The organism is Acinetobacter sp. 8I-beige (assembly GCF_902505955.1).
Classification (GTDB): Bacteria; Pseudomonadota; Gammaproteobacteria; order Pseudomonadales; family Moraxellaceae; genus Acinetobacter; species Acinetobacter johnsonii.
Genome location: NZ_LR732792.1, coordinates 1,056,540 through 1,081,680, shown reverse-complemented (window position 1 = coordinate 1,081,680; position 25,141 = coordinate 1,056,540). Strand labels below are relative to the sequence as shown.

Here is a 25,141-nt window from a genome sequence, read left to right as displayed (position 1 = left end):
AAATAAAAAAAGACGGCTGTTTATAACACAAAAAGCAGAAGGGGCGCGTCGTCTTTATATTGTGTCCACAAAAAAGGGTATGTGCCTTAACGGATTAGGCTTTGTGCAATCAGGCTGGAAAAAATGGAGACTAAACCTATTTTTGAAAAAATATTGCAATACATGCTCGAGGGTTGTGAGGTTGGCCCAGTTTCTGTTTCTAGCGAGCGTATTTCATTCGTCAGTGGGGTAGGCTGTTGCGGTGCGCGTTGGCTCTTAAAGCCAAATTCGAGCAAGATCATCAGCAAACCGCCATGAATCAGCACTTGCCAGATTGAAATATGAGAGAGGGTAAGTTCTGTATACAGATTAAAAGCAGTGATTGCAGCAAAGATGAAGCAAAAAAGCTTGAATAAATAAAGTGCCTGCATTTCTTTTCCCCTTTTATTGTTGCTCTTATGGTGGACTTTTTTTCTTAAGCGAATATTAATAACTATAAAAGAGTTGCGAAAAATTTAGCTACCCAACCTTTGATCAAAGGTTGGGTAAATTGTAAGAAAACTTACCAATGCTCACCTGGGAACAAGCGTGCATACGCTTTTTGTACCCAGTTGAGTTTTTGCGGTTCACCTACCGACGCAGTAGAACTTGGGAATAAGTTATAACCAATCGACATGAGCTTATTGTTGATGTCTGGTGCAATTGAATAAGTGATCGATGCCAAACGACCTAAGTTAGTTGCCACTTTCTTCGGACGCTTCACAATCGCATAAGCAACCAGATCTGCTGCCTGTTCAGGCGAAAGGGTAGGAACGTATTTATAAATTTTTGTTGGCGCAATCATCGGGGTGCGTACCAAAGGCATATAAACAGAAGTAATCGCAATTTTATGTGAATGCACTTCGGCAGAAAGACAGCGACTGAATGCATCTAGTGCCGCTTTAGACGCCACATAAGCTGAGAAACGAGTGGCATTTGCCAATACGCCAATCGAGCTAATGTTAATAATATGCCCATCACGACGAATCATCATTTGTGGCAGGATGTTCATGACTAAACGTACAGCACCAAAGTAGTTGAGCTGCATGGTACGTTCAAAGTCGTGGAAGCGTTCCGCTGACTCATGTACAGCACGGCGGATCGAACGACCTGCGTTATTAATTAAAATATCAATATGATCGACTGAAGCTAAAATCTGCTTAGAGATTTCATCAATCGAGTCTAAATCATTTAGGTCACATGGAAAAACAGAAGCTGAACCCCCTTTGGCTTCGATTTCTGCTTTAACTTCTTCTAATGTTTCTTTGGTGCGCGAAACTAGAAGGACGTGCGCTCCTGCGTCAGCCAGTTTGTGTGCAACGGTTAAACCAATACCACTTGAAGCGCCTGTAATTAAGACGGTTTTTCCATTTACGCGTTCTTTAAAAAGTCTATCTATTCTTGAATTCACGTTATCATTCCTGATCTAAGTCAAATATTTGAGGGTTATGGCTGTTTTTATATTCGATTATTAAGGCTGCATTTTCAAAGAAATGTAGCGGCTTTCCTTCACGGTATAATACCTAAACTGCTTAAAAATATCACGGCATAAGTTATTGAAATAATAAATAATTTTAGAGTAAAAACTCTATTTCATTGGTTCTAATGACTTGTTTTTACCACGAATTCAAGCGAAGTGAAAGGGCTATAAATATAAAAGACAAGCGTATAAAAAACCTCAATCATGTGATTGAGGTTTTAAGTTTGGCAGTCTGTTTTTTAGACTTGAGCCAAGGCCTGCTCTAAATCTGCAATCAAATCATCAATATGTTCAATACCTACAGATAAACGCACCATATCAAGACTTACTCCAGCAGACTTTAATTCCGCTTCATTCAGTTGGCGATGTGTGGTGGTGGCGGGGTGGCAGGCCAGACTTTTGGCATCGCCAATATTGACCAAGCGAGTGAAGAGTTGCAGAGCATCAATAAAGCGGGTGCCACCTTCACGGCCATCTTGTACCCCAAAGGATAAAATTGCCGAAGGTTTTCCTTTGACATATTTTTGCGCCAAGCCATGCTGAGGGTGATCTTTCAGGCCAGCATAGTTGACCCATTTCACTTTGGGATGGGCTTGTAAATATTCTGCGACTTTCTGCGCATTTTCAGTATGACGTTCCATACGCAGATTTAACGTTTCTAAGCCTTGTAGAATCAAGAACACGCTTAAAGGGCTAATCGCAGCGCCGGTATTGCGTAATGGCACCACGCGGGCACGTGCGATATAAGCCGCTTCGCCTAAAGCTTCGACATAGTTCACGCCGTGATAGCTTGGGTCTGGCGTATTCAGCACTTTAAAGCGCTCAGGATACTTGCCCCAAGGGAATTTACCGCTATCGACAATCGCTCCACCAATTGAGTTACCATGCCCGCCAATATATTTGGTCAAGGAATGCACCACAATATCTGCCCCATATTCAAACGGTTTCAGCAGCGCAGGCGTTGCAACCGTGTTATCGACTACCACAGGCACGCCATATTCATGCGCGATTTTGGCAATCGCTTCTAGGTCAATGATGTTGCCGAGTGGATTGCCAATCGATTCAACAAAGACCAACTTGGTTTTTGCATCAATTAAACCGCGTAGGGCTTCTGGATCTTGATAATCAAAGAAACGGACTTCAATGCCTTGTTTCGGTAGAGTGTGGGCAAACAGGTTATAAGTGCCACCATACAAGGTCGATACTGAAGCAATATTGTCGCCTGCTTCGGTAATGGTTTGAATGGCGTAAGTAATGGCTGCCATGCCAGAGGCTAAGGCCAACGCGCCAATACCGCCTTCGAGTGCAGCCAAACGTTGTTCTAGCACCGCAGTGGTCGGGTTCATAATTCGGGTATAAATATTGCCTTGAACTTTTAGGTCAAATAGATCTGCACCATGTTGTGTATTATCAAAGGCATAAGACGTAGTTTGATAAATCGGTACGGCCACTGCTTTGGTGGTGGCTTCGGGGCTATAACCAGCATGGATAGCCAAAGTTTCATCTTTATAGGTCATGGGACTTCATCTGCGTGAGTTAAATATTGCACAGTCTACCATCAATGAATATGAGTGAAAGTGTGAAAATAATGAATATTTATCTAAAAAATTCATAAAGATGAGCTGCGAGCAGCTACTTGTCTGCGGAAAAGTGAGATAAAGAGGGTGTTTAAAAAACAACCGCACTGAAAGTTGTAACATTGCATTGAAGATCGGTTTCATGCCTTATTTTTTCAACGTATTCATCGTATAATGCCCGCAAATATTTTTTCGCTTCTTGCGATTTTTTGGTTTTTCTATTGAGGAGTCCTACGTGGCCCAATATATTTATACGATGAACCGAGTGTCTAAGATGGTTCCGCCTAAGCGCGAAATCTTAAAAGACATCTCTTTGTCATTTTTCCCGGGTGCAAAAATTGGTGTACTTGGTTTAAACGGTGCAGGTAAATCGACCTTGCTTCGTATTATGGCGGGCGTAGACAAAGATTTCTCTGGTGAAGCACGTGCGCAACCGGGTATCAAAATCGGTTACCTAGAACAAGAGCCGCCACTCGATCCAAATAAAGATGTGCGTGGAAACGTAGAAGATGGTTTACGTGAACCATTGGATGCTTTGGCGCGTTTGGACGAAGTATTTGCTGAATATGCAGCAGAAGATGCAGACTTTGATGCATTGGCAAAAGAGCAAGAAAAACTTGAAGCGATTATCCATTCATGGGATGCGCATAACCTGAGCAACCAAATGGATCAAGCTGCAGCTGCCTTGAACCTACCAGCTTGGGATGCAGATGTCACACTACTTTCCGGTGGTGAGCGTCGTCGTGTTGCATTGTGTCGTTTGCTTTTATCTAAGCCAGACATGTTGCTTCTAGACGAACCGACGAACCACTTGGATGCAGAATCTGTGTCTTGGTTAGAGCGTTTCTTGAAAGACTTTGCTGGCACGATTGTGGCGATTACGCACGACCGTTATTTCTTGGATAACGTAGCGGAATGGATTCTTGAGCTTGACCGCGGTATGGGTATTCCATATCAAGGCAACTATTCTTCTTGGTTAGAGCAAAAGAATGCGCGTCTAGAACAAGAGAACAAGCAAGAAGAATCTTTTGCTAAAGCATTGAAGAAAGAACTTGAATGGGTTCGTTCAAATGCCAAAGGTCAGCAAAAGAAAAACAAAGCGCGTATGGAGCGTTTTGAAGAGCTTAACTCACGCGAATTCCAACAGCGTAACGAAACTTCTGAAATCTATATTCCACCTGGCCCACGTCTAGGGAATAAAGTCGTAGAAGTGGAAGGCATCAGCAAATCATTTGATGGTCGCGTACTGTACGAAAACCTAAGCTTTACCGTACCGCCTACAGCAATTGTGGGTATCGTGGGTCCAAACGGTGCGGGTAAAACCACACTGTTCCGTATGATGACTGGTGAACAACAGCCAGATACAGGTACGGTGACTTTGGGTGAGTCGGTTAAAGTAGCGTATGTGGGTCAGATTCGTGACACCTTAGATAACAATAAAACCGTTTGGGAAGAAGTTTCTGGCGGTTTGGATATCTTAAGAATTGGCGATTATGAAATTGCATCACGTGCTTATATCGGTCGCTTTAACTTTAAAGGTCAAGACCAGCAGAAGCGTGTAGGGGAGCTGTCAGGTGGTGAGCGTAACCGTTTACAACTGGCGAAAATCCTGCAAATGGGCGCAAACGTCATCTTACTGGATGAGCCATCGAACGACTTGGATATCGAAACCTTACGTGCGCTTGAGGATGCAATTCTTGTATTCCCAGGTACGGTAATGGTGGTGTCGCACGACCGTTGGTTCCTTGACCGTATTGCAACGCACATCTTGTCGTTTGAGAACGAACAGCCTGAATTCTACGAAGGTAACTATGCTGAGTATGAAGCTTATCGTTTAGCGCGTTTAGGTGATGCTGCGGTTCAAAAACGTACCAAATACAAGAAAATTGGCGGTTAATTTCCCTGCATAAAAAAACCAGCCTTCGGGCTGGTTTTTTATGCTTATTAATTGTCGCTTAAGGCGTTTTAGGGGCATTCACTTGTAAGCTGATAATGGTGTAATACTGATTTTTAGGTTTTGCTTTGGCATCGACTTTTTCGCTCACTTCAATCAGGTATTGCCCAGCTTGTGCAAACGTGAGTGTGGCATGGCCTTGTGCGTCGACAGGTGTGCTTTTCGCTTGCTGCTCAAGCTCACCTTGAGCGCGAACCATGAGTTCTGCGTGTGCAAGAGCTTTGCCTGCTTGAGTAATTTGCAGTTGTACCGGCTGTTGCACCGTGATTTCATTTGGATGGGTTTTGAAGTTGACTTGAATTGGGGCTGGTGTTACAGCAACAGGTGTGGTGCTGTCTTTGCTCACATAGCTTTGAGTGCTCCATTCGCGAACCGTCGAAACCTTGCTTGGTACTTTGCCTTTAAAGTCACTCGGAATGACATAGTCACGCTCGCTTAGGGCAGGGACTTTATCTGCTGCGACATCAGCAAAGATTTTCCATTGACGATTATGTTGTACATATTCAATTGGATATGAGGTTTTGGCAAAAATGGTATAGGTGCCTTTTTCTGGTAGTTTAAGATCAAATGTAGTTGCAGATTCTAAGTGCTTTTGTGCTTGAATCGTCGTCTGTGTTTGGTTTGGTTGGAAAACGCTGAACGAAATATCTTTTAGGGCATATTCAGGATGAAAGGCTTGTTCTGCATAGGCGCTCAATACAGGGACTTGGGTATTTTCAGTGTGATACGCCAGTGGAGCGACATAGGGTTCATGGGCTTGAGCCACTGAACAGAATAAGAGTGTGCAGAGTAGAGCGTTTTTCATAGAGACTAGGCCTAAAATATTTCGTAAGATGAGACTCTTGATTATATCGAGAAAAACTAACAGGTGATAATAATTATTATTTATTCTTTGAGCAGATAAAAGGGAGTGCATAGACTCCCTTTTTGGATGCGGGTTCTAAGTTAAGGCTTAGATTTCCCACTCATGGTCGCACTCGCGGCATTTCCATTTTTTCTGAGACTGCATGAAGCCTTGCATTGAAATCTTAAAATCAGGAAGGTCACGGTAAAATAGGAAGCCTGCAATCAAACACACGATGAAAACCACAACCGTTGCAATTTGTAATGTTGAGCCAGCACCATCCCCAAATAGCCACATTGCGATGCTAATGAGCACCAAAAGTAATAATACAAAAATGGCTGGAACTAAAAAAACCAGACTTTTAGGCACGACAGGGCGTGTTGCTGGAGCTCCTGCTTGAGCAACAGGCATAATTTTTGGGCTTTGACATTGAGGACAACGATATTGCATTACAACTCCAAAATTCGAATCTATGCTGTATTCTAATCGGATTGGAGCAGAAAGCCAAAAAAGCGCGGTAATGAAGTGCTGATAAATTTGAGGTAATAAAAAACCCAAGTCATAATGCTTGGGTTTTTTACCAGATGTTGCCATCTTAAATATGGCGTCCCTACGGGGATTCGAACCCCGGTTACCGCCGTGAAAGGGCGATGTCCTAGGCCTCTAGACGATAGGGACTTATTGAGGCATCACGTTGAGTGGTTAACACCGTCTCTCTGTGTGAGCGCTATATTAGGGATATAACGCCCATGCGTCAACTAAAAAATCAATTAAGCTTCATCAACTGCGTCATTTTTCGGCAATTTTAGACTTTCATTGAGTTTTTCCCAAATTTTTGCTTCTTTTTTGCTTGGACCACCCACAATTTCAAGGGCATGACGTAAGCGCGCGAAAGTTAAGTCAGGGCCAATGGTGACCATGGTTTGCATCACTGGGGTCGAAGCGGTTGAACCTGCAATGGCAATAAAGAACGCTGGCATAAAGTCACGGAGCTTAATTTCCATTTGGCTGGCTAAGTCCATCAAGGTTTGACTTACGGTGTCATTGTTCCATGTGAACATGCTTTCCAAACGCCAAATCGCAAATTGCAGACTTTGACGAACTTGCTCTTCGCTCAGTTTCTTGCTTTCAAACTGTTCTTTGGTCAAGCTTGGGAACTGGTTAAAGTAATGCGCAGACCAGTTCACCGCTTCTGAAAGCAAGTTTATACGAGGTTGAATCGCTGCGGCGATGTCTTCGAGCATCTTACGATCGGCTTTCCATGTCAATAAGGTATCTAACAGTTCAGCAGGGCTTAAGCCTTTGATCCATTGACCATTGAGCCAATTCAGTTTTTCCACATCAAAAATTGGACCACCGAGGGATACCCGTTGAATGTCAAAGTGTTCAATCATCTCTGCCAATGTGAATTTTTCGCGTTCATCTGGCATAGACCAGCCCATGCGGCCTAAGTAGTTCAACAAGGCTTCAGGCAAGACACCAATATTTTTGTAGTAGTTAATAGAGGTTGGGTTCTTACGTTTTGACAGTTTTGATTTGTCTGGGTTACGTAATAATGGCATATGCCCCAATACAGGCATTTCCCAACCAAAGTATTGGTACAACAACTGATGTTTAGGTGCTGAAGGCAACCATTCTTCGCCACGGAAAACGTGGGTGATTTGCATCAAATGGTCATCGACGACATTGGCAAGGTGATAGGTTGGTAAACCGTCTGTTTTAAGCAAGACTTGCATGTCCACTTGCACCCAAGGAATTTCCACTTCCCCGCGCAGTAAGTCATTGACTGTACAAATGCCTTCTTCGGGCACTTTCATACGAATCACGTGTGGCTCACCTGCAGCAAGGCGACTTTGGACTTCTTCAGCAGATAATTTTAAACCACGGCCATCGTACTTTGGTGTTTGACCACGGGCCTGTTGTTCTGCACGCATTTGATCCAACTCTTCACTTGTAGCAAAGCAGTAGAACGCATGACCTTTTTCAACCAAATCCAGTGCATATTGCTTATAAATATGCATACGTTCAGACTGGCGATACGGTGCATGTGGCCCACCAATGTCTGGACCTTCAGACCAATTCAGTCCTAACCAACGCAATGAATCTAAAATCATTTTTTCCGATTCAGGAGTCGAACGAAGTTGGTCGGTATCTTCGATACGTAGAATAAATTCACCACCATGTTGCTTGGCATAGCATAAGTTAAATAACGCAATATACGCTGTGCCCACATGCGGGAAGCCAGTTGGAGAGGGTGCAATACGAGTACGAACAGTCATAGCCAATTATGATTCAGAATGTAAATTGAGGTCTATTATAACGAAAAAGCCCGATCACTTAATGCTTAATTCAACATTCAGTGATCAGGCTTTTATGTGCAAATGTCATAACTTGAGAGAGGTTATGACGCTATTGCTTATTTTTAGTTTAGAGGAACAATGATTGCACAAAACGACTAAAGCGCTGGTTTTGTGTAGCAAAGAAATTTTGTGTCGGTGCAACTTTGATTGAGGTCATGATTTTTAAATCATTATCCGTCATCGTGGTTCGGTCACTGCCTTTTTGTTGGCTGAGCGCTTTTTCAATCAACGATGTTTTCTCAGTGGGCATTGTCGCTTTGTCATTGCTTTGAATGGCTGCACTATGTCCCAGTTGGCTAAAACAAGCCAAGCCGATACTCAACGTAACGGTATGTAAAAATGTTGCTTTCATGTCCTTTTCCCCCTCTCAACATGGTATTGGAACAAATTTTTATTAAAATCATTGGTAATCTAGTTTCAATTTAACCGATTTTACAAATAAAAAAGTAGAACTGTGTCACACAATTTACAAAATTATAAACAAATTTGGGCTAAATTGACATTTAAACATCAAATATAAATCATTTGGCTTTTGTACCAAATAACTGTGGAGATAGCATGGAGATTTTGAGCTTGATCTGTGGAGGATGGATATGGGTTTATCCTTAAAAGTGCACAAAATAGTCCTTTTAGAGATATCTTTTTATCAGATATAAAAGCCATAATTAATTATAACTAGATGATTGTATTGATTTTTTATCGTTTATATAGTGAGCAAATTCAGTTCGAGTATAAAGCAATGAAAAAAATATTAGCGACATCTATTTTAGTATTACTTGGGGGCTTTGCAGCCAGTGCTTATGCGGCAAAAGATATTTTAAATGTGTCTTATGACCCGACCCGTGAGTTTTATCAAGAATATAACCAAGCCTTTGGACAGTATTGGAAAAGCAAAACTGGGCAGGAGGTCAACTTTAAACAGTCTCATGGTGGATCGGGCAAGCAAGCACGTGCCGTTGCAACGGGTCTACAAGCAGATGTGGTGACCTTGGCCTTGGCTAATGATATTGATGAAATTGTGAATACTGGACAAATTGATAAAAACTGGCAAAAAGAATTTCCAAATAATTCTGCACCTTATACTTCAACGATTGTTTTTTTAGTGCGTGAGGGTAATCCGAAACAAATTAAAGACTGGAATGATTTAACCAAACCTGGGGTTGAGATTATTACCCCAAATCCAAAAACAGGGGGGGCGCCGCGTTGGATCTATTTATCGGCTTGGGGTTATGCGTTAAAACAACCGGGAGGTAATGATGCTAAAGCCAAAGAATTGGTGAAAAAACTTTATCAAAATGTCAAAGTCCTTGATTCAGGTGCGCGAGGTTCATTGACCACGTTTGCTGAACGAAGCATAGGAGATGTGTTGTTGTCTTGGGAAAATGAAGCCTTACTGGCAACCCAAGGCCTCGGTAAAGACAAATACGATATTGTTTATCCGTCTATTTCGATTTTAGCGGAGCCATCGGTTGCGATTGTGGACAAAACCGTCGACAAAAACGGCAATCGAAATTTGGCCAAGGGCTATTTAAATTATCTGTATTCGCCAAAAGGGCAGGAGTTGGCGGCGAAGCATTTCTTCCGTCCACGAAATAAACAAGTGGCGAACAAATACCTTACGCAATTTCCAAAGCAAAAAACCTTTAATATTAATGATGTCTTTGGAGGGTGGGCCAAAGCGCAGAAAACTCACTTTGTAAATGGTGCGATTTTTGATCAAATTTATACTGAAAAATAAACGTGCTGTGGTTTAATGAGATCACGTTCGAACATAAAAGTGGATATACGCATATCCACTTTTATTATATTTTAAGCATAAAAATTTATATAATAAGAATAAGTAAAGTGTTTGCTATTATTTTAAATAAAAACAATTCATTAAGTCTTAGTGATTCTAAAATAACGAGTATTTAAAAAACAAAAGTGAATTGCGATTTATGATTTTGTTTCATATATTTAGCATAATTCTTGATATTTAATTTAATACGCCATGAAAATGCATTTGAAATCTCTCTGGGCTGCTGCCGTAGTGGCAACAGGTCTGACATTTAGTATGACATCAGCTCAAGCGGCTGACCGTACTATGCTCAATGTCTCCTATGATGCAACACGCGAATTTTACGATGAGTTCAATAAATCCTTTGGTGCTTATTGGCAAAGTCGTACAGGACAAACGGTCGATTTTAAACAGTCACACGGGGGTTCAGGTAAACAAGCCCGTTCGGTCGTGGATGGTCTAAAAGGGGATGTGGTGACCTTGGCCTTAGCCAATGACATTGAAGAAATTGTTAAATCAGGTCAAATCCAGCCGGGTTGGCAAAAAGAGTTCCCAAATAACTCTGCACCTTATACGTCGACCATTGTGTTCATGGTACGCAAAGGCAACCCGAAAAAAATTAAGGACTGGTCTGATTTAACCAAACCGGGTGTACAAATTATTACGCCTAATCCTAAAACAGGCGGTCTACCACGTTGGGTGTATCTGTCTGCTTGGGGTTATGCACTGAAACAACCAGGTGGCAATGAGGCCAAAGCCAAAGAGTTCGTGGGTAAAATGTACCATAACGTGAAAGTCATGGACTCTGCGGCACGGGCGTCTATGACCACCTTTGCAGAACGTCGCATTGGTGATGTGTTGTTGACTTGGGAAAATGAAGCCTTAGTGACACAAAAAACTTTAGGTAAAAATCAGTTCGATATTGTTTATCCATCGATCTCGATTTTAACTGAGCCTTCGGTGGCAATCGTGGATAAGACTGTGGCGAAAAATGGCAACAAGTGGTTAGCACAGGGTTATATCAACTATTTATATTCACCACTGGGTCAGGAAATGGCGGCGAAACACTTCTATCGTCCGCGTAATGCTGCGGTTTTAGAAAAATATAAAGCGCAATTTCCACCGTTAAAAACCTTCACCATTGATGAAGTGTTTGGTGGTTGGGCCAATGCTCAAAAGACCCACTTTGTGAATGGGGCGACCTTCGACCAAATCTATAATAGCCGTAAATAATCAGTTAATTATTTCAGCTACTGCTTAAAAAGCCTCCCTTGGGAGGCTTTTTTGATAATGAATGCTGTTTAAAAACGGTTTTGTCTATGAAAAGTAATATTTCCCTACAAAAAGTCGTTTGGAGCTTTGTTAAAACAAGGTAATAATGTGCAGTTACATTTCTCCTTCCGATCATATTGAGTCTTTATGTCGCATATTTCTGTATTACTTCACGAAACTGTTGATGCTTTGGTAGCAGATCGCAATACAGGGATTTTCATTGACGGGACGTTTGGTCGTGGCGGACATACGCGTTTGCTGTTGTCTAAGCTGGATGAAAATGCACGTGTCTATGGTTTTGATAAAGACCCGCAAGCACTGGAAACAGCCGCAATTTTAGAACAAGAAGATCCACGTTTTAAAATTATCCATGCCAGCTTTGCTGACCTTAAACATGAGTTAGAAGTACGTGGTATTGGCTTGGTCGATGGTGTCATGGCCGATTTGGGCGTGTCTTCACCGCAGCTTGATCAGGCGGAGCGTGGCTTTAGTTTTATGAAAGATGGACCACTGGATATGCGTATGGACAATTCAAAAGGTCCAACCGCAGCGCAGTGGTTGGTCAATATTGAGGAAGAGGCATTAGCCAATATTATTTTTCAATACGGTGAAGAGCGTTATAGCCGTCGTATTGCCAAAGCGATTAAAGCGGCTGGGTTGATTGAAACCACAGCGCAATTGGCTGAAATTGTGAAAGTAGCGCACCCGAAATGGGAAAAAAATAAACATGCCGCAACACGAACTTTCCAAGCAATTCGTATTGCCATTAATAAAGAATTAGAAGATATTGAAGTTTTCCTACCGCAAGCGGTAGACGTATTAAAACCGAATGGTCGCTTGGCTGTGATTAGCTTCCATTCGCTAGAAGATCGATTAATTAAACAATTTATTCAAAAAGAGTCGACACTTGAGGAAGACATGGGTTGGGGAATGCCACAACAACGACCAGATACACGTCGTTTAAAGAAGGTATCACGTGTGAAAGCAAGTGATGCCGAGGTTAAAGCCAATCCACGTTCACGTAGTGCATGGCTTAGAGTTGCAGAGCGCTTAGCACTTAAAGGCGAATAATGAAAACTGAAGTCGTTGAAAAAATTCCAACAAAGTTAAAGTTTAAGAAGCTGATTGCCTATGTCATTTTATTGGTGCTGGTATTTATTAGTGCCATGATGGTGGTGTTTCAAGTGTTTGAATACCGCCATGACTATCGCGAAATGAGTTCTTTTATGCGCGAGCGTGATGACTTAAATGCAGAGTGGGGCCGTTTGCTGATTGAACAGCAAACTTTTGGCGCAACTGCACAAATTGGAACGCGCGCAGTGACGCAACTGCGGATGTATTCACCACCTGCGGCGCAAACCGTAGTGATTTCTTTACCCACGACTTCAGAAGACAAAAAATAAGGCCGCTGTAACATGGTAGAAAAGCGTAAACCCACTCGTAAAAAACAGCAAGCGGTGACTGAAAAATCGGCTCTACAGGTTGAAATGTGGCGCTTTTATCTCATGTGGGCGGTGGTTTTAGCTTGCTTTATTGCTTTGGTTGGACGTGCTTTTTACGTGCAGGTCATCAATACCGAGTTTTTGCAAAACAAAGCCAATGCCAATATTTTAAGAACTGAAAAAATTAAAGCCATGCGCGGTGTGATTTATGACCGTCATGGTGTGCCTTTGGCGATCAGTACGCCGATCATGAAAGTGGTGATTGATCCACGTGATTATTTTGATAATAAAAAACTGTTTGATGAAATTACCGCTGAATTAGCCAAAGATCCACACAATCGTAAATTGAAGCGTCAATTACCAGACAAAAATCTAAATCTGGATGAACTGGCTGATGCCGTGGGCATGGATCGTGCGGAACTGAAGCGGAAACTGAATGAACGTCCGCGTTCGCGCTACTTGGTTTTGAAAAAAGAAGTGCCACCTCAGCAGGCCGAACTGATTGCAAAACGTGAGTTCCAAGGTGTGTATACCGAAAAGAACTACAAACGTTACTATCCGCAGCCACAACCGAATGCGCAAATTATTGGTTTGACCAACAGTGAAGGTTCGGGCATTGAAGGTTTAGAAATGCAGCTGAATCAACGCCTGTCGGGTATTGATGGTGAGCAGCAAATTGTTCGAGATAAAAAGGGCAATCGTTTTAAAGATGCAGAGGTAGTTAAAGAAGTTGAGCCGGGCGAAAATATTACGCTCAGTATTGATTCGCGCCTTCAGTACATTATGTACCGTGAACTGACTGCTGCGGGTGTAGCCAATAATGCTCGTTCTGCAACAGCGATTGCGGTCGATGTGAAAACGGGTGAAATTTTAGCGATGGCGTCGTGGCCGTCGTATAACCCGAACGATAAAAACAGTTTGTCCAATAAAGACGCCATGCGTAACCGTGGTGCGGTTGACTCTTTCGAACCGGGTTCAACCATGAAGCCTTTGACCATTTCAATGGCTTTGGAAAGCGGCAAATATATGCCGAATACGGTGGTCAATACCACTCCAGGTTCGATGCGGGTCGGTAACCATACCATCAGAGATACACATAACTATGGTCCACTAACTTTGGGTGGGATTATTCAAAAATCATCTAACGTGGGTGTGGCTAAAATTGCCTTGTCTCTCCCTTATGCAACTTTACCGACTTTTTATAAACGTCTCGGTTTTGGTCAGCGTTCTGCGGTTAAATTCCCAGGTGAAAGTGGTGGTTTAATTCTTCCGCCAAGTAAATGGAATGTATCGGAAGTCGCGACTATGGCATATGGCTATGGCTTAAATGCGACTGTGCTGCAAATGGTGGATGCTTATGCCATGTTGGCTAACAAAGGCGTGAAAATGCCTTTGAGTTTGTATAAGTTGGATGCACCGCCCCGTGGTGAACAAATGATTGATCCAAAAATTGCGGATCAAGTTTTGTTTATGATGGAAACGGCAACCTTACCGGGTGGTACTGCGACGCGTGCGACTATTCCGGGTTACCGGGTGGGGGGTAAAACAGGAACCGCGCATAAGTTACGTGCTGACCGTAAAGGCTACTCAACCAATGAATATCGTGCGCTTTTTGCTGGTGTAGCACCTGTCAGCGACCCGCGTTTAGCGATGGTGGTTGTGGTCGAAAACCCGCAAGGGACCTACTATGGTGGTACGGTGTCCGCGCCTGTATTTGCCCGTGTTATGCAAGAATCCTTACGTTTAATGAACGTACCTTTAGATAAACCTTTAGATGCTCCTGTAATCAAGAGATAGGTGATGAATGTCCATTACATTTCAACAACTCTACACCGCTAACTTCAGCGCTGAATGGATGGCACAGCCATTTCAAGGTTTTGTTCTTGATGGTCGTAAAGTACAGGCAGGGCAAATTTTTATTGCGCTGACATCGCTTTCACAACCTGAAAAAACCGTGCAGTTTGCACAAATAGCCTTGGACAAAGGGGCTTTAGCGGTGGTGAGTGAAACTGAGCTTGGGCTTGAAAACAGTATTGTGGTGCCGAATGTACGTCACTTGATGGGAGGCTGGCAAAAGCAATTTTTGTTGGCCACTAGCCAAGTACAGCCTGCTCGCATTTTAGCGGTGACGGGAACCAATGGTAAAACCACCATTTCTCGTTTGGTTGCTGAACTGTTGATGTTGCAAGGTCAGTCTTGTGCTGTGATGGGCACGACAGGTAATGGCATTTTACCCAATTTAGAAGCATCGTCGCATACCACTTTAGATGCGCTACACTTACAAAATGCACTACATAGCTATGCCAAGCAAGGGGCTGAATTTGCTTCGATTGAAGCTTCTTCACATGGTTTGGAACAAGGTCGTTTAGCGGGCAGTGAAATTGAAATTGCTGCATATAGTAACTTAAGTCGTGACCATTTGGACTACCATGGCACGCTTGAGGCCTATGCCGAAGCTAAATCGCGCTTGTTTCAATTTCCATCATTGAAAGTTGCAGTGATTAATCTAGATGATGAGCATGCTGGAGTCATGATTCAAGCGGCACAAAATAATCCAGCCCAACCGAAAATTTTAACCTATTCAACCACGCAGCCTGCAGACTATCAGGTGAAGAATATTCAATATAGCCTGACGGGTGCAAACTTCAGCCTGTGTACGGCACAGGCCGAATATCAGGTACAGAACCCATTATTGGGTCATTTTAATATTGAAAATTTGGTCGCAAGTTTGATTATGGTTGAACAAGTGGGTTTTGATTTAGCCGATGTGGTTACTACGACAGCACAGCTGAAGGGTGCACCAGGCCGTATGCAAGTGATTCGTGATGATGCGCGTTTGTTTGTGGTTGATTATGCGCATACGCCTGATGCTCTGGTGCAAGTATTAAGCACGTTGAAGCGCCATGTAGAACAGCAACTCTGGGCAGTATTTGGTTGTGGTGGAGACCGCGACCGTGGCAAACGGCCACTCATGACCCAAGCAGCATTAAACGGAGCAGATGTGGTGTTGTTGACTTCAGATAACCCACGGACCGAAAATCCTGAGCAAATTTTTGCTGATATGAAAGCGGGTGTTGATTTCTCAAACCGTGTGGTTCATGAAATCCATGATCGTCGTGAAGCGATTAAATTTACCGTTCAACAGGCCCAAGCGGGTGATATTGTCGTGATTGCAGGCAAAGGTCATGAAAACTATCAAGAAATAGAGGGTGTTCGGCATTGGTTTGACGATGTCGTCGAAGTGCAATCCGCGATTGATGCACAGCACCACACTACTGATTCTGCTTATCCTGCACACTAAGGAAGTCGTATGCATACCTCAACAACCAGCACAGTGCCTTTAGTGTCATGGACCGCCGCACAGTTACTCGAAGCCACCCAAGGTTATTGGCTAAATGATCAAGCGCCGAACAGCGATATCAAACGTATTTTGACGGATTCACGTGATGCAGAAGCAGGAGATGCTTTCTTGGCACTCAGAGGCGAACGTTTTGATGCGCATGCTTTTATTACGCAAGTCGCTGAACAAGGCTGCCAAGTGGCCATTGTGAGTCAGCCTATAGATGCAGAGATTTGTCAGTTGGTGGTGCCTGATACACGTTTGGCATTGGGACAGCTGGGGGCTTATCGTCGTGCACAAAACGCACAGCTAAAAGTGATTGCGCTGACGGGGAGTAGTGGTAAAACCACCACCAAAGAAATGTTAGGCAGTATTTTGTCACGTATAGCACCAACGTTGGTGACCCGTGGCAATCTGAATAACGACTTGGGTGTGCCGGTCATGTTATTGGAATTACGTCCTGAGCATCAATATGCAGTGATGGAATTGGGTGCAAGCCATCAAGGTGAAATTGATTATACCTCGAATTTGGTTCAGCCCTTGGTTGCAGGCATTATCAATATTGGTACAGCACACTTGGGTGAGTTTGGTGGACGCGATGGCATCTGCCGTGCCAAGTCTGAGATTTATGCGCATATTGCCCCAAATGGGACATCTATTGTTCCTGCGGCTGATGATTTTGCCGATAGTATTCGTCAAGCAGTACAAACTGAACAGATGCTCAGTTTTGGTGCGGGTGGTGAAATCTTTGCCACTGAGATTGAGTTACAGGCACAATCGGCAACGTTTAAGTTGAATACCCCGCAAGGCGTGCGTCAGGTGAATTTACCATTTGCTGGGGAGCATAATGTTCAAAATGCAACCGCTGCGGCAGCTTTTGCTTTAGCGATTGGTATTAGCTTGGATGATATCGTGCTTGGCCTTGAGCAAGCGGTCGGTGCAAAAGGGCGTTTGAACTTTATTCAACAAGGCCGTCATTTGTTGATTGATGATACCTATAATGCCAACCCAACCTCTATGCGTGCCGCTGCTGAAGTGCTTGCACAGCAAGAGGGGGTTCGAGTGATGGTGATGGGTGATATCGGTGAGCTAGGTAGCTCTGCTGCACAGCAGCACTATATGCTGGGGCGTGATTTGGTCTCGGTGAAAGGGCTGAACTTCGTGGTGGCTGTTGGTGAATTTGCACCTGCGGCACAAGAAGGCGCACGCAGCACGCAATATGGCAAAAAAATGCAGGCTTTTTTAACTCAAGAGCAGGCTTTGCCGTTCTTACTCAGTTTAATTGAAACACATCAACCCCAGTCTATGAGTTTCCTGTTTAAAGGTTCTCGTTATACCCATATGGAAACGTTGATGGCTGATTTGATGGAGAAACTCTAAATGTTGTTATGGTTATTTGAACAGCTGGCGGGCTACCATAGTTCGTTTCAGGTGGTTCGTTATTTAACATTGCGTTCCTTGCTCAGTGTTTTAACCGCACTGACCATTGGTCTAGTGCTCGGTCCTGTGATGATTCGCAAGTTGCAAGCACTCAAATATGGTCAAGCCGTGAGTTCATATGCTCCTGAAAATCATGCCAAAAAAATGGGCACACCAACCATGGGTGGTGTGTTGATCTTACTCTCAATTGGTATCTCTACACTGTTGTGGGCAGATTTATCCAACCCATATGTATGGATTGTCTTGGCAGTGATGGTGATTTTTGGTGCAGTGGGTTGGGCCGATGACTGGATCAAGATTCGCTATAAAGACAATGCAGGCTTACCTGCCCGTAAAAAGTTCTTTTGGACCTCGCTTGCATCATTGGGTGCTGGTATTGCACTATATGTAATTGCGCAGCAACAGAGCAATCCTGTACATACCGCAAATATGCTGGATCTGCTAATTCCATTTTTTAAAGATTTAAGTATTCCTTTGTCGGTGATTCCGTTGGGTATTGGTTTTATCATTTTCACCTATTTGGTGATTAATGGTGCATCAAATGCCGTGAACCTCACTGATGGTTTGGACGGTTTAGCGATTATGCCTGTGGTACTGGTTGCAGCGGGTTTAGGCGTATTTGCATATCTGGCTGGTGATGTCCGTTTTGCCAATTATTTACATATTCCTTATGTGCGCTTTGCCTCTGAATTGGTGGTGATTTGTGCCGCCATGATTGGTGCGGGTTTAGCCTTCCTCTGGTTTAATGCACATCCTGCACAGGTCTTTATGGGCGATGTGGGTGCATTATCATTAGGTGCAATGCTCGGTACAATTGCGGTCATGGTTCGTCAGGAAATTGTCTTTGCTATTATGGCTGGTGTATTTTTGGTTGAAGCGATTTCAGTCTTCTTGCAAATTGGTTCCCTCAGAATGCGCAATAAACGGGTGTTCTTGATGGCGCCATTACATCATCATTATGAGAAAAAAGGCTGGCGTGAAACCCAAGTGGTGATTCGTTTCTGGATTATCACAATTATGCTGGTAGTTTTAGGGCTAATGACCTTAAAATTGCGTTAAGCAAAAGTATGAAAAGAGTCGGTATTTGCCGGCTTTTTTTTATGCCTGAGGTAATGTCTTGGAGAAAATAATGAATCTGCTCATGTGTCCTGTGTGTCGTGAGGCTTTAACTTTAAACGAAAGAACATGGCGCTGTGCGAATTCACATAGTTATGATGTGGCGAAACAAGGCTATGTCAATCTGCATGTCGTCCAACATAAGCACAGCAAAAATCCGGGGGATACGCCTGAGTCGGTACAAGCCCGCCGTGCCTTCTTAAGTGCAGGTCATTACGCGCCTTTACAGCAAGCGGTGATCAATAAGGTACGTGAGTTACGTATTGAAAATTTACTCGATATTGGCTGTGGTGAAGGCTATTACACCGATGCGATGCAGGCCGAAGTACTGCAATGTGTCGGTGTAGATATTGCAAAAAATGCAGTGCAAGTGGCTGCGAAAATCAATAAAAATATCACGTGGGTGGTGGGTACAGGAGCAACTTTACCGGTGCTAGATCAATCGATTGATCTATGTAGTAGTTTGTTTAGCCCGATTCCAAGACAAGAGATTTTAAGGGTGCTCAAGCCGCAAGGATATTTGTTGGTGGTGACGCCGGCGCCTCAGCATTTATATGCAATGCGTGAGGCTTTGTTCGAAGAGGTGAAGCCGCATGAACCGAGCAAATTTGTAGAACAGTTGAGTGATGCATTTGACTTGGTGAGTGATGGTGTCGTCGATGCTGAACTTAAGCTTAATCAGCAGGATTTAAAAAACCTGATTGCCATGACCCCTTATGCCTATAAAGCAAAACAAGAGCGCCGTGAAGCTTTAGAGTCGCAAGCAGCTTTTGACTTACATGCCCAGTATCAAATTTTACTGTTTCAGAAAAAAGCATAAGTATAAAAAAGCCCGCAGATGCGGGCTTTGATTATTGGACTTGATTAATCAAATGATCGAGCGCATCCGTTTTAGGTTTCGGTTGTTCTTTGGGTGCTTGCATGATGGGTGGGGCGCTGTTCTTTGGAACCAGCGTTTCCTCTTCACCCGGCAAATCATCAAAGTCACGCTCAGGAGTACGTGGAACCACCACCGGTGCAGGGCGATACAACGGTTGCGCCAATGGTGGGGTCGGCCCTAAGTTGCTCTGAGGTGCTTCTTTCTGATGGCGTTGAATCGGTGCTTTGGCTTTGGCGTCGAGTTGAACCCAAGCCGAAGGCGTGCCTTGTAAGGCTTTGCCCATGAAGTCTGTCCAAATCGGGAGCGCAGCCACACCGCCATATTCACGGCGCCCTAAAGTCGTCGGTTGGTCGAAACCGACCCATGCTATAGTCACCAGTTTGCCATTAAAGCCAGCAAACCAAGCATCTTTTGCGTCATTGGTGGTTCCGGTTTTACCGCCCAAGTCATCTCGTCCAATACGTAGCGCAGCACGGCCTGTACCATGTTGAATCACGTCTTTTAAAATATTCGCCATATCGTAAGCAGAACTGGATTTTAAAATACGTTGCGCTTGACGATAGTCACTGTTGATCTCAACAGGTTTTGCCGATTTTTCAGCAGGGTTCAGATCTTGGTTAGTGACTTCAATTACTTCATCATCAGGTGTGATGGTGTCAGCAGATTGGGGATTTGATTCTTGTTGAGAGATACAACTGATACATGCATATTCAGGGTTGTTCTGATAAATGACCTTGCCATAGGCATCTTCAATCCGATTGATGAAGTGTGGCTGAATACGGTAACCGCCATTGGCAAATGCAGAGTAACCCGTGGCCATTTGAATTGGTAAAACCTGAGGTGTTCCGAGTGCAATGGTGTAGTTACGCGGAATCTGTTCATCGGTTAAGCCGAAGTCCATGAACAATTGGCGTGTACGTTCAATGCCCACGGTTTGCAGGAGTCGAACTGACACGGTGTTACGCGATAAATAGAGTGCACGACGCAGGGGAATCATGCCTAAATAACGACCATCGGCATTACGCGGTGACCATTTCCCAATCGTGATTGGGCTGTCATTGACCATGCTATACGGTGTCATACCGCGCTCTAAAGCGAGTGCATAGACAAAAGGTTTAATAATCGAACCTGGTTGGCGCCAGCCTTGTGTAGTTCGGTTAAATTTAGATTGATAAAAATTATAACCACCAACCAATGCTTCTACAGCGCCATTGTTTGGGTTAAGTGCAATCAGCTGACCCTGAACTTTAGGCAGTTGCACCAAAGCCCATGAGGTTTTGGTGTCATTGGGGCGCAGACGTACAATGTCTTTCACTTTAACAATTTGAGATGCTCTTGATGGCGCACCGCCTACGGCATTCGCGTTGCGATAAGGACGTGTCCAAGACATGCCAGACCATGGTACGGTTACCGTTGAGCCATCTTGCATTAAGGCATCAAAACTATTTTGATTCACACGGGTAACTTCGGCAGGGAAGGTGTTGGCAAATGCACTAAAGCTACTTAAGGGTTTGTCATGAGCTTCCGCACCACGCCAACCATGACGACGGTCATAGGCTTCTAAACCATCTTGTACCGCTTGTTCAGCATAGGCTTGGCGTTCACTGTTGATGGTGGTGTAGACTTTATAACCAGAGTCAATCGCGTGCTCACCGAACTTTTCAATCAGTTCGCTACGGACCATTTCACCGATGTAGGGAAATCGTTTGCTTACCCCACGGTCAGGCATATCGAGGTTAATTGGTTCGGCAATGCTTTTTTCATATTGGCTTTGGTTAATGTAGCCTAGCTGCAGCATACGACCCAAAATCCAATTACGGCGTTCTAAAGCACGTTCGGGGTTGACCACTGGATTGTATTTAGACGGCGCTTTAGGCAGACCTGCAATCATTGCCATTTGCGCAATGCTGAGTTCATCTAAGCTTTTGTTGTAGTAGATTTTAGCTGCCGCTGCGATACCGTAGGCATTTTTACCCAAGAAAATCTTATTGACGTAGAGGGTTAAGATTTCCTCTTTCGTCAAATTTTGTTCAATTTTTCGGGCCAGAAAAACCTCAGTCAATTTACGTTTTAATGTACGCTCGGGACTGAGATAATAGTTTTTTGCCACTTGCATGGTGATGGTCGAGCCACCCGTTTGGACGTTTGAGCCGGTAATACTTTCACTGACTGCACGTCCTAAGCCTTTAAAGCTAATGCCACTATGCTCAAAAAAAGAAGAATCTTCCGCCGCTAAAAAGGCGTGAATAAAACTTTGTGGGATCTGATCGTAATCTACGGGTACAGATAGCTTGCCACCGTATTCCGAAATGAGTTGGTTATCCGCACTATAAACTTGTAAAGGTTTTAGTAATGGCGCCTTTTTTAGAGTTGTCATTTGCGGCAAAGATGGGGCAATATAGAGATACATGCCATAAAAACCCATTGGAATTGAGACCAACATTATAATAATGATCAAAAAAAATGGATGAACACGGCCCGAACAAGATAGCTTTTTCATAACAAGTAAGTTTTAATAAGAGCTAATGGCAAACTAATTAGCGGTCAGTATATCCTGTACACATACGGAATGTTAGATGAGTTATTGTATCCGTATAAAATTATAGACGCGGACTAATTAGTGGGTTACTTTTTTTGGGGATAAAAAAATAATAGGAATGATACTGTGCTCAGGTTATATCGTAAGCCAAGTAAGGGGTTAATAGGAGTAGATATTAGTTCGACTTCTGTTAAGGTATTGGAACTTTCTGTTAAAAACAATCGGTATTGGGTGGAGAGCTATGCACTAGTCCCATTACCAGAAGGAAGTGTGGTCGAAAAAAATATATTGAATCCAGAAGCAGTTGGTGATGCCCTTGAGCGTGCGGTAAATTTGGCCAATGTTCAATCGACAGACGTAGCACTGGCAGTTCCGACGTCCATGGTGATTACTAAAATCATCGAAATGGATGCCGATATGAACGATGACGAACGTGAAATTCAGATTCGTGATGATGCTGAACAATATATTCCATTCCCATTAGACGAAGCGAGTTTGGACTTTGAAGTCCTTCCAGACCGCTTAGCCAATCCCAATCGTGTCAATGTACTCCTCGTTGCAACCCGCATTGAAAATGTAGAGGCGCGTGCCGAAGCATTGGAGTTGGGTGGTTTAACGCCTAAGATTGCCGATGTTGAAAGTTTCGCCATTGAAAATGCATTCAAAGTCTTTTCAGATACGCTTCCAATGGGTGTAAACACCGTTGGGATTCTGGATATTGGTCACACCATGACCACCTTATCCGTCATGCAAAACAATAAAGTCATTTATACGCGTGAACAGGTGTTCGGTGGTAAACAACTGACTCAAGAAATTCAAAACCGTTATGGTTTGTCTTTTGAAGAAGCTGGACGTGCCAAAAAAAGCCGTACCTTGCCTGACGACTATGATATTGAAGTACTTGAACCTTTTCTTGAAGCTGTGGTGCAGCAAGCAGCACGTTCTTTGCAGTTCTTTTTTTCGTCCTCTCAGTTTAATGAGATCGACCATATTTTATTGGCAGGGGGGAATGCCAATATTCCAGGACTGGCGAAGTTATTACAACAAAAATTAGGTTATCGGGTCACTATTGCCAACCCATTTTTACAGATGGGCTTTTCTCCACAAATCGACATTAAAAAAATTGAAAATGATGCTTCATCACTCATGGTGGCATGTGGATTGGCATTGAGGAGTTTTGATTAATGGCAAAAATAAACCTACTCCCTTGGCGTGATGCGTTAAGAGAGAAACGAAAAAAAGAATTTATTGCCTATTGTGTTGGGGCTGCATTAGTTGGGGTTTTAGCTGTTGCTTTGGCTTGGTTCTTTTACAGTCAAAAACTTGAAGATCAAGAACAGGCCAATCAGTTGGTGGTGAGTACCAATCAAAACTTAGATGTTCAATTAAAGTCATTGGAAGGTCTGCAAGAGCAGCGCAATGCGATTGTTGAAAGGATGAAGTTGATCCAAGGTTTGCAAGGTCAGCGTCCTGTGGTTGTTCGTTTGGTCGATGAAATGGTGCGTGTCACACCAACTAATATGTATATTACTAAGTTTGTGCGTACAGGCGATAAATTTACCATTGAAGGGAAAGCGGAAAGCCCGAATACAGTTGCGGAATTCTTACGTAATTTAGAAGCATCGGCGTGGTATCGCAATGCCTTTATGAATTCATTCTTGGTTGCTGAAGAGAAAAAAGATAAAGCACCAAGTTCCATCGTGCCACGTGTTGAAGAAACCTATGGCACCTTTGTGGTCACGGCAGATTTAGATGAGATTGCTCAGCCAGTAGCACCTGATGCGACGACGACACCTGAAGCAACAAGCACAGTTAATAATTCAACAGCGGGGGCAGCACAATGAGTCGCGATGAATTTGAAGAATTAACATCAGAAAACCATGCTGTAACCAAGAAAAAAATGACGGTTGATAAGTTTTTTCAACAGTTTAATACTTTAGATCCAAACAATTACGGCAGTTGGCCATTTTCTGTCAAATTGACTTGTTGGATCTTTATCATTTTAGTAATTGGGGCATTGGGTTATTTTGTCGTGATTAAGCCGAAGCTTGATGCGATTTCAAATGCACATGCACAAGAACAAAATTTACTGAATGAGTTTCGTGAAAAAGATTCAAAATTACGTAACTTGCAGCAATATCAAGCGCAATTGCAAGAAATGGAAGCTAATTTCAATCAGCAGTTAGAACAGTTGCCGAAAGAAACTGAAATTCCTGGTTTGGTTGAAGATATCAACGTGAGCGGCGTAAATTCTGGATTAAAGTTTAAGAATATTCGTTTAGAGCCAGAAATTCGCCAAGAGTTCTTTATCGAACAGCCGATTTCTATTGAAGCGACGGGTGATTATCATTCTTTTGGTTCATTTGTCAGTGGAATAGCAGCTTTGCCGCGTATTGTGACCTTGCATGACTTCGATATCTCAGCATCAAGTAATAATGAAAAAAAGACGGATATTCCGCAAATTTCATACAGTGTAAAAGCGAAAACCTACCGTTATGTCGGGGCGACAGCTGCTGCAGGTGTGGAAAATACAGCTAAAGTAGATGCAGGAGGTGCTCAGTAATGAAATATCAAAATCTCATGCTTAGTCTCTGCGTAGGACTATTCCTTGTCGGTTGTGATTCACGTATTGATGCGGTCAATATGCAAATGGCTGAAATTCGCAATCAGCCACCATTGCCGATTGAGCCTTCGCCAGATTTTCCACCTGTACCAACTTTTAATTATGCTGCGCATCAATTAAAGAGCCCGTTTATGCCAAGCTCATTAGCGGCTGAGCTGAAGATTATGGCTGGAAAGCGTGTCTATCCAAACCTATCACGCCAATTACAGCCCTTGGAAAGTTATGCGATTGAATCGCTTAACATGAAAGGCAGCATGCGCGGACAAAATGGACAAATTCTGGCGTTGATTCAAACACCTGATGGTGAAATTGAACGCGTGCAGCGTGGTAGTTATTTGGGGATGAATCATGGTCGTGTGATTAATATCACCGCCACACAAATTGATTTGATTGAAATTATTCCGGATGGGCGTGAGGGCTATGTCGAGCGCCCGCGAAGCCTAGTATTAATTGGGCCGGCGCCTTAAAAAAGGAAAAGG

22 protein-coding genes and 1 tRNA gene are annotated in these 25,141 nt (G+C 43.3%); 14 read left to right on the top strand and 9 right to left on the bottom strand.

Translation table 11 applies throughout. The annotated features are described in order from the left end of the window. Positions 1-86: 86 nt before the first annotated feature. The 3 genes from GVX98_RS15510 to GVX98_RS15500 all read right to left on the bottom strand — a co-directional run bounded on the left by GVX98_RS15510 (position 87) and on the right by GVX98_RS15500 (position 3,015). Positions 87-410, bottom strand: a complete 324-nt coding sequence (locus GVX98_RS15510) for a hypothetical protein (protein ID WP_159128576.1) — start codon at positions 408-410, stop codon at positions 87-89. Positions 411-541: 131 nt separating this feature from the next. Continuing rightward, positions 542-1,429, bottom strand: a complete 888-nt coding sequence (locus GVX98_RS15505) for an SDR family NAD(P)-dependent oxidoreductase (RefSeq protein ID WP_159128575.1) — start codon at positions 1,427-1,429, stop codon at positions 542-544. Between the two features lie 308 nt (positions 1,430-1,737). Next, entirely contained in the window at positions 1,738-3,015 is a 1,278-nt protein-coding gene (locus GVX98_RS15500; RefSeq protein WP_058951618.1) for an O-acetylhomoserine aminocarboxypropyltransferase/cysteine synthase family protein, read from the bottom strand. Positions 3,016-3,310: 295 nt separating this feature from the next. On the opposite strand from GVX98_RS15500, the gene ettA reads away from it, so the two are divergent. Next, on the top strand, positions 3,311-4,972 hold the full coding sequence (gene ettA / locus GVX98_RS15495; protein WP_004691537.1) for an energy-dependent translational throttle protein EttA: 1,662 nt from the start codon (positions 3,311-3,313) through the stop codon (positions 4,970-4,972). Positions 4,973-5,030: 58 nt separating this feature from the next. Here ettA and GVX98_RS15490 read toward each other — a convergent pair whose 3' ends face one another. The 5 genes from GVX98_RS15490 to GVX98_RS15470 all read right to left on the bottom strand — a co-directional run bounded on the left by GVX98_RS15490 (position 5,031) and on the right by GVX98_RS15470 (position 8,585). Further along, a complete protein-coding gene (locus GVX98_RS15490; protein WP_159128574.1) occupies positions 5,031-5,834 on the bottom strand; it encodes a DUF4198 domain-containing protein in 804 nt (267 codons plus the stop codon). A gap of 147 nt (positions 5,835-5,981) precedes the next feature. Continuing rightward, the gene (locus GVX98_RS15485; RefSeq protein ID WP_159128573.1) at positions 5,982-6,323 is read right to left on the bottom strand and encodes a hypothetical protein; all 342 of its coding nucleotides are present in this window, start codon (positions 6,321-6,323) and stop codon (positions 5,982-5,984) included. Positions 6,324-6,475: 152 nt separating this feature from the next. After that, positions 6,476-6,551, bottom strand: a tRNA-Glu gene (locus tag GVX98_RS15480). Positions 6,552-6,643: 92 nt separating this feature from the next. After that, positions 6,644-8,152: a glutamate--tRNA ligase gene (gene gltX / locus GVX98_RS15475; protein WP_159128572.1), complete on the bottom strand. Its 1,509-nt coding sequence runs from the start codon at positions 8,150-8,152 to the stop codon at positions 6,644-6,646. A gap of 148 nt (positions 8,153-8,300) precedes the next feature. Beyond that, the gene (locus GVX98_RS15470) at positions 8,301-8,585 is read right to left on the bottom strand and encodes a hypothetical protein (protein ID WP_004978106.1); all 285 of its coding nucleotides are present in this window, start codon (positions 8,583-8,585) and stop codon (positions 8,301-8,303) included. A gap of 387 nt (positions 8,586-8,972) precedes the next feature. Between GVX98_RS15470 and GVX98_RS15465 the strand changes: the two genes are divergently transcribed. The 9 genes from GVX98_RS15465 to GVX98_RS15425 all read left to right on the top strand — a co-directional run bounded on the left by GVX98_RS15465 (position 8,973) and on the right by GVX98_RS15425 (position 19,440). Further along, a complete protein-coding gene (locus GVX98_RS15465; protein ID WP_159128571.1) occupies positions 8,973-9,971 on the top strand; it encodes a sulfate ABC transporter substrate-binding protein in 999 nt (332 codons plus the stop codon). A gap of 252 nt (positions 9,972-10,223) precedes the next feature. Beyond that, positions 10,224-11,243 carry a sulfate ABC transporter substrate-binding protein gene (locus GVX98_RS15460; protein ID WP_159128570.1) on the top strand — a complete coding sequence of 340 codons (1,020 nt, stop codon included), beginning with the start codon at positions 10,224-10,226 and terminating at the stop codon, positions 11,241-11,243. 186 nt (positions 11,244-11,429) lie between these two features. Then, positions 11,430-12,353, top strand: a complete 924-nt coding sequence (gene rsmH / locus GVX98_RS15455) for a 16S rRNA (cytosine(1402)-N(4))-methyltransferase RsmH (protein ID WP_058951622.1) — start codon at positions 11,430-11,432, stop codon at positions 12,351-12,353. After that, the gene (ftsL, locus tag GVX98_RS15450; protein WP_004691506.1) at positions 12,353-12,685 is read left to right on the top strand and encodes a cell division protein FtsL; all 333 of its coding nucleotides are present in this window, start codon (positions 12,353-12,355) and stop codon (positions 12,683-12,685) included. The genes rsmH and ftsL overlap by 1 nt, the downstream gene beginning before the upstream one ends. Positions 12,686-12,697: 12 nt before the next feature. After that, positions 12,698-14,521 (top strand): penicillin-binding protein PBP3, encoded by a 1,824-nt coding sequence (ftsI, locus tag GVX98_RS15445; RefSeq protein ID WP_159128569.1) that lies wholly within the window; start codon positions 12,698-12,700, stop codon positions 14,519-14,521. Positions 14,522-14,528: 7 nt separating this feature from the next. Then, complete coding sequence (locus GVX98_RS15440) at positions 14,529-16,025, top strand: UDP-N-acetylmuramoyl-L-alanyl-D-glutamate--2,6-diaminopimelate ligase (protein WP_159128568.1); 1,497 nt, start codon at positions 14,529-14,531, stop codon at positions 16,023-16,025. A gap of 9 nt (positions 16,026-16,034) precedes the next feature. Then, positions 16,035-17,444, top strand: coding sequence for a UDP-N-acetylmuramoyl-tripeptide--D-alanyl-D-alanine ligase (gene murF, locus GVX98_RS15435; protein WP_159128567.1), 1,410 nt, complete (start codon positions 16,035-16,037; stop codon positions 17,442-17,444). Further along, positions 17,445-18,563: a phospho-N-acetylmuramoyl-pentapeptide-transferase gene (gene mraY / locus GVX98_RS15430; RefSeq protein WP_004691502.1), complete on the top strand. Its 1,119-nt coding sequence runs from the start codon at positions 17,445-17,447 to the stop codon at positions 18,561-18,563. It begins immediately after the preceding gene. Positions 18,564-18,633: 70 nt separating this feature from the next. After that, positions 18,634-19,440, top strand: a complete 807-nt coding sequence (locus GVX98_RS15425; protein WP_159128566.1) for a putative RNA methyltransferase — start codon at positions 18,634-18,636, stop codon at positions 19,438-19,440. 31 nt (positions 19,441-19,471) lie between these two features. Here GVX98_RS15425 and ponA read toward each other — a convergent pair whose 3' ends face one another. Then, positions 19,472-22,000: a penicillin-binding protein PBP1a gene (ponA, locus tag GVX98_RS15420; RefSeq protein WP_159128565.1), complete on the bottom strand. Its 2,529-nt coding sequence runs from the start codon at positions 21,998-22,000 to the stop codon at positions 19,472-19,474. Between the two features lie 165 nt (positions 22,001-22,165). On the opposite strand from ponA, the gene GVX98_RS15415 reads away from it, so the two are divergent. The 4 genes from GVX98_RS15415 to GVX98_RS15400 are packed head-to-tail and all read left to right on the top strand — an operon-like array spanning position 22,166 to position 25,129. Continuing rightward, the gene (locus GVX98_RS15415) at positions 22,166-23,224 is read left to right on the top strand and encodes a pilus assembly protein PilM (protein WP_004978085.1); all 1,059 of its coding nucleotides are present in this window, start codon (positions 22,166-22,168) and stop codon (positions 23,222-23,224) included. Then, positions 23,224-23,883, top strand: a complete 660-nt coding sequence (locus GVX98_RS15410) for a PilN domain-containing protein (RefSeq protein ID WP_159128564.1) — start codon at positions 23,224-23,226, stop codon at positions 23,881-23,883. Before GVX98_RS15415 ends, GVX98_RS15410 begins: the two co-directional genes overlap by 1 nt. After that, entirely contained in the window at positions 23,880-24,602 is a 723-nt protein-coding gene (locus GVX98_RS15405) for a type 4a pilus biogenesis protein PilO (RefSeq protein WP_159128563.1), read from the top strand. Before GVX98_RS15410 ends, GVX98_RS15405 begins: the two co-directional genes overlap by 4 nt. After that, positions 24,602-25,129 carry a pilus assembly protein PilP gene (locus GVX98_RS15400; RefSeq protein ID WP_159128562.1) on the top strand — a complete coding sequence of 176 codons (528 nt, stop codon included), beginning with the start codon at positions 24,602-24,604 and terminating at the stop codon, positions 25,127-25,129. The genes GVX98_RS15405 and GVX98_RS15400 overlap by 1 nt, the downstream gene beginning before the upstream one ends. The last annotated feature ends 12 nt before the right edge of the window (positions 25,130-25,141 follow it).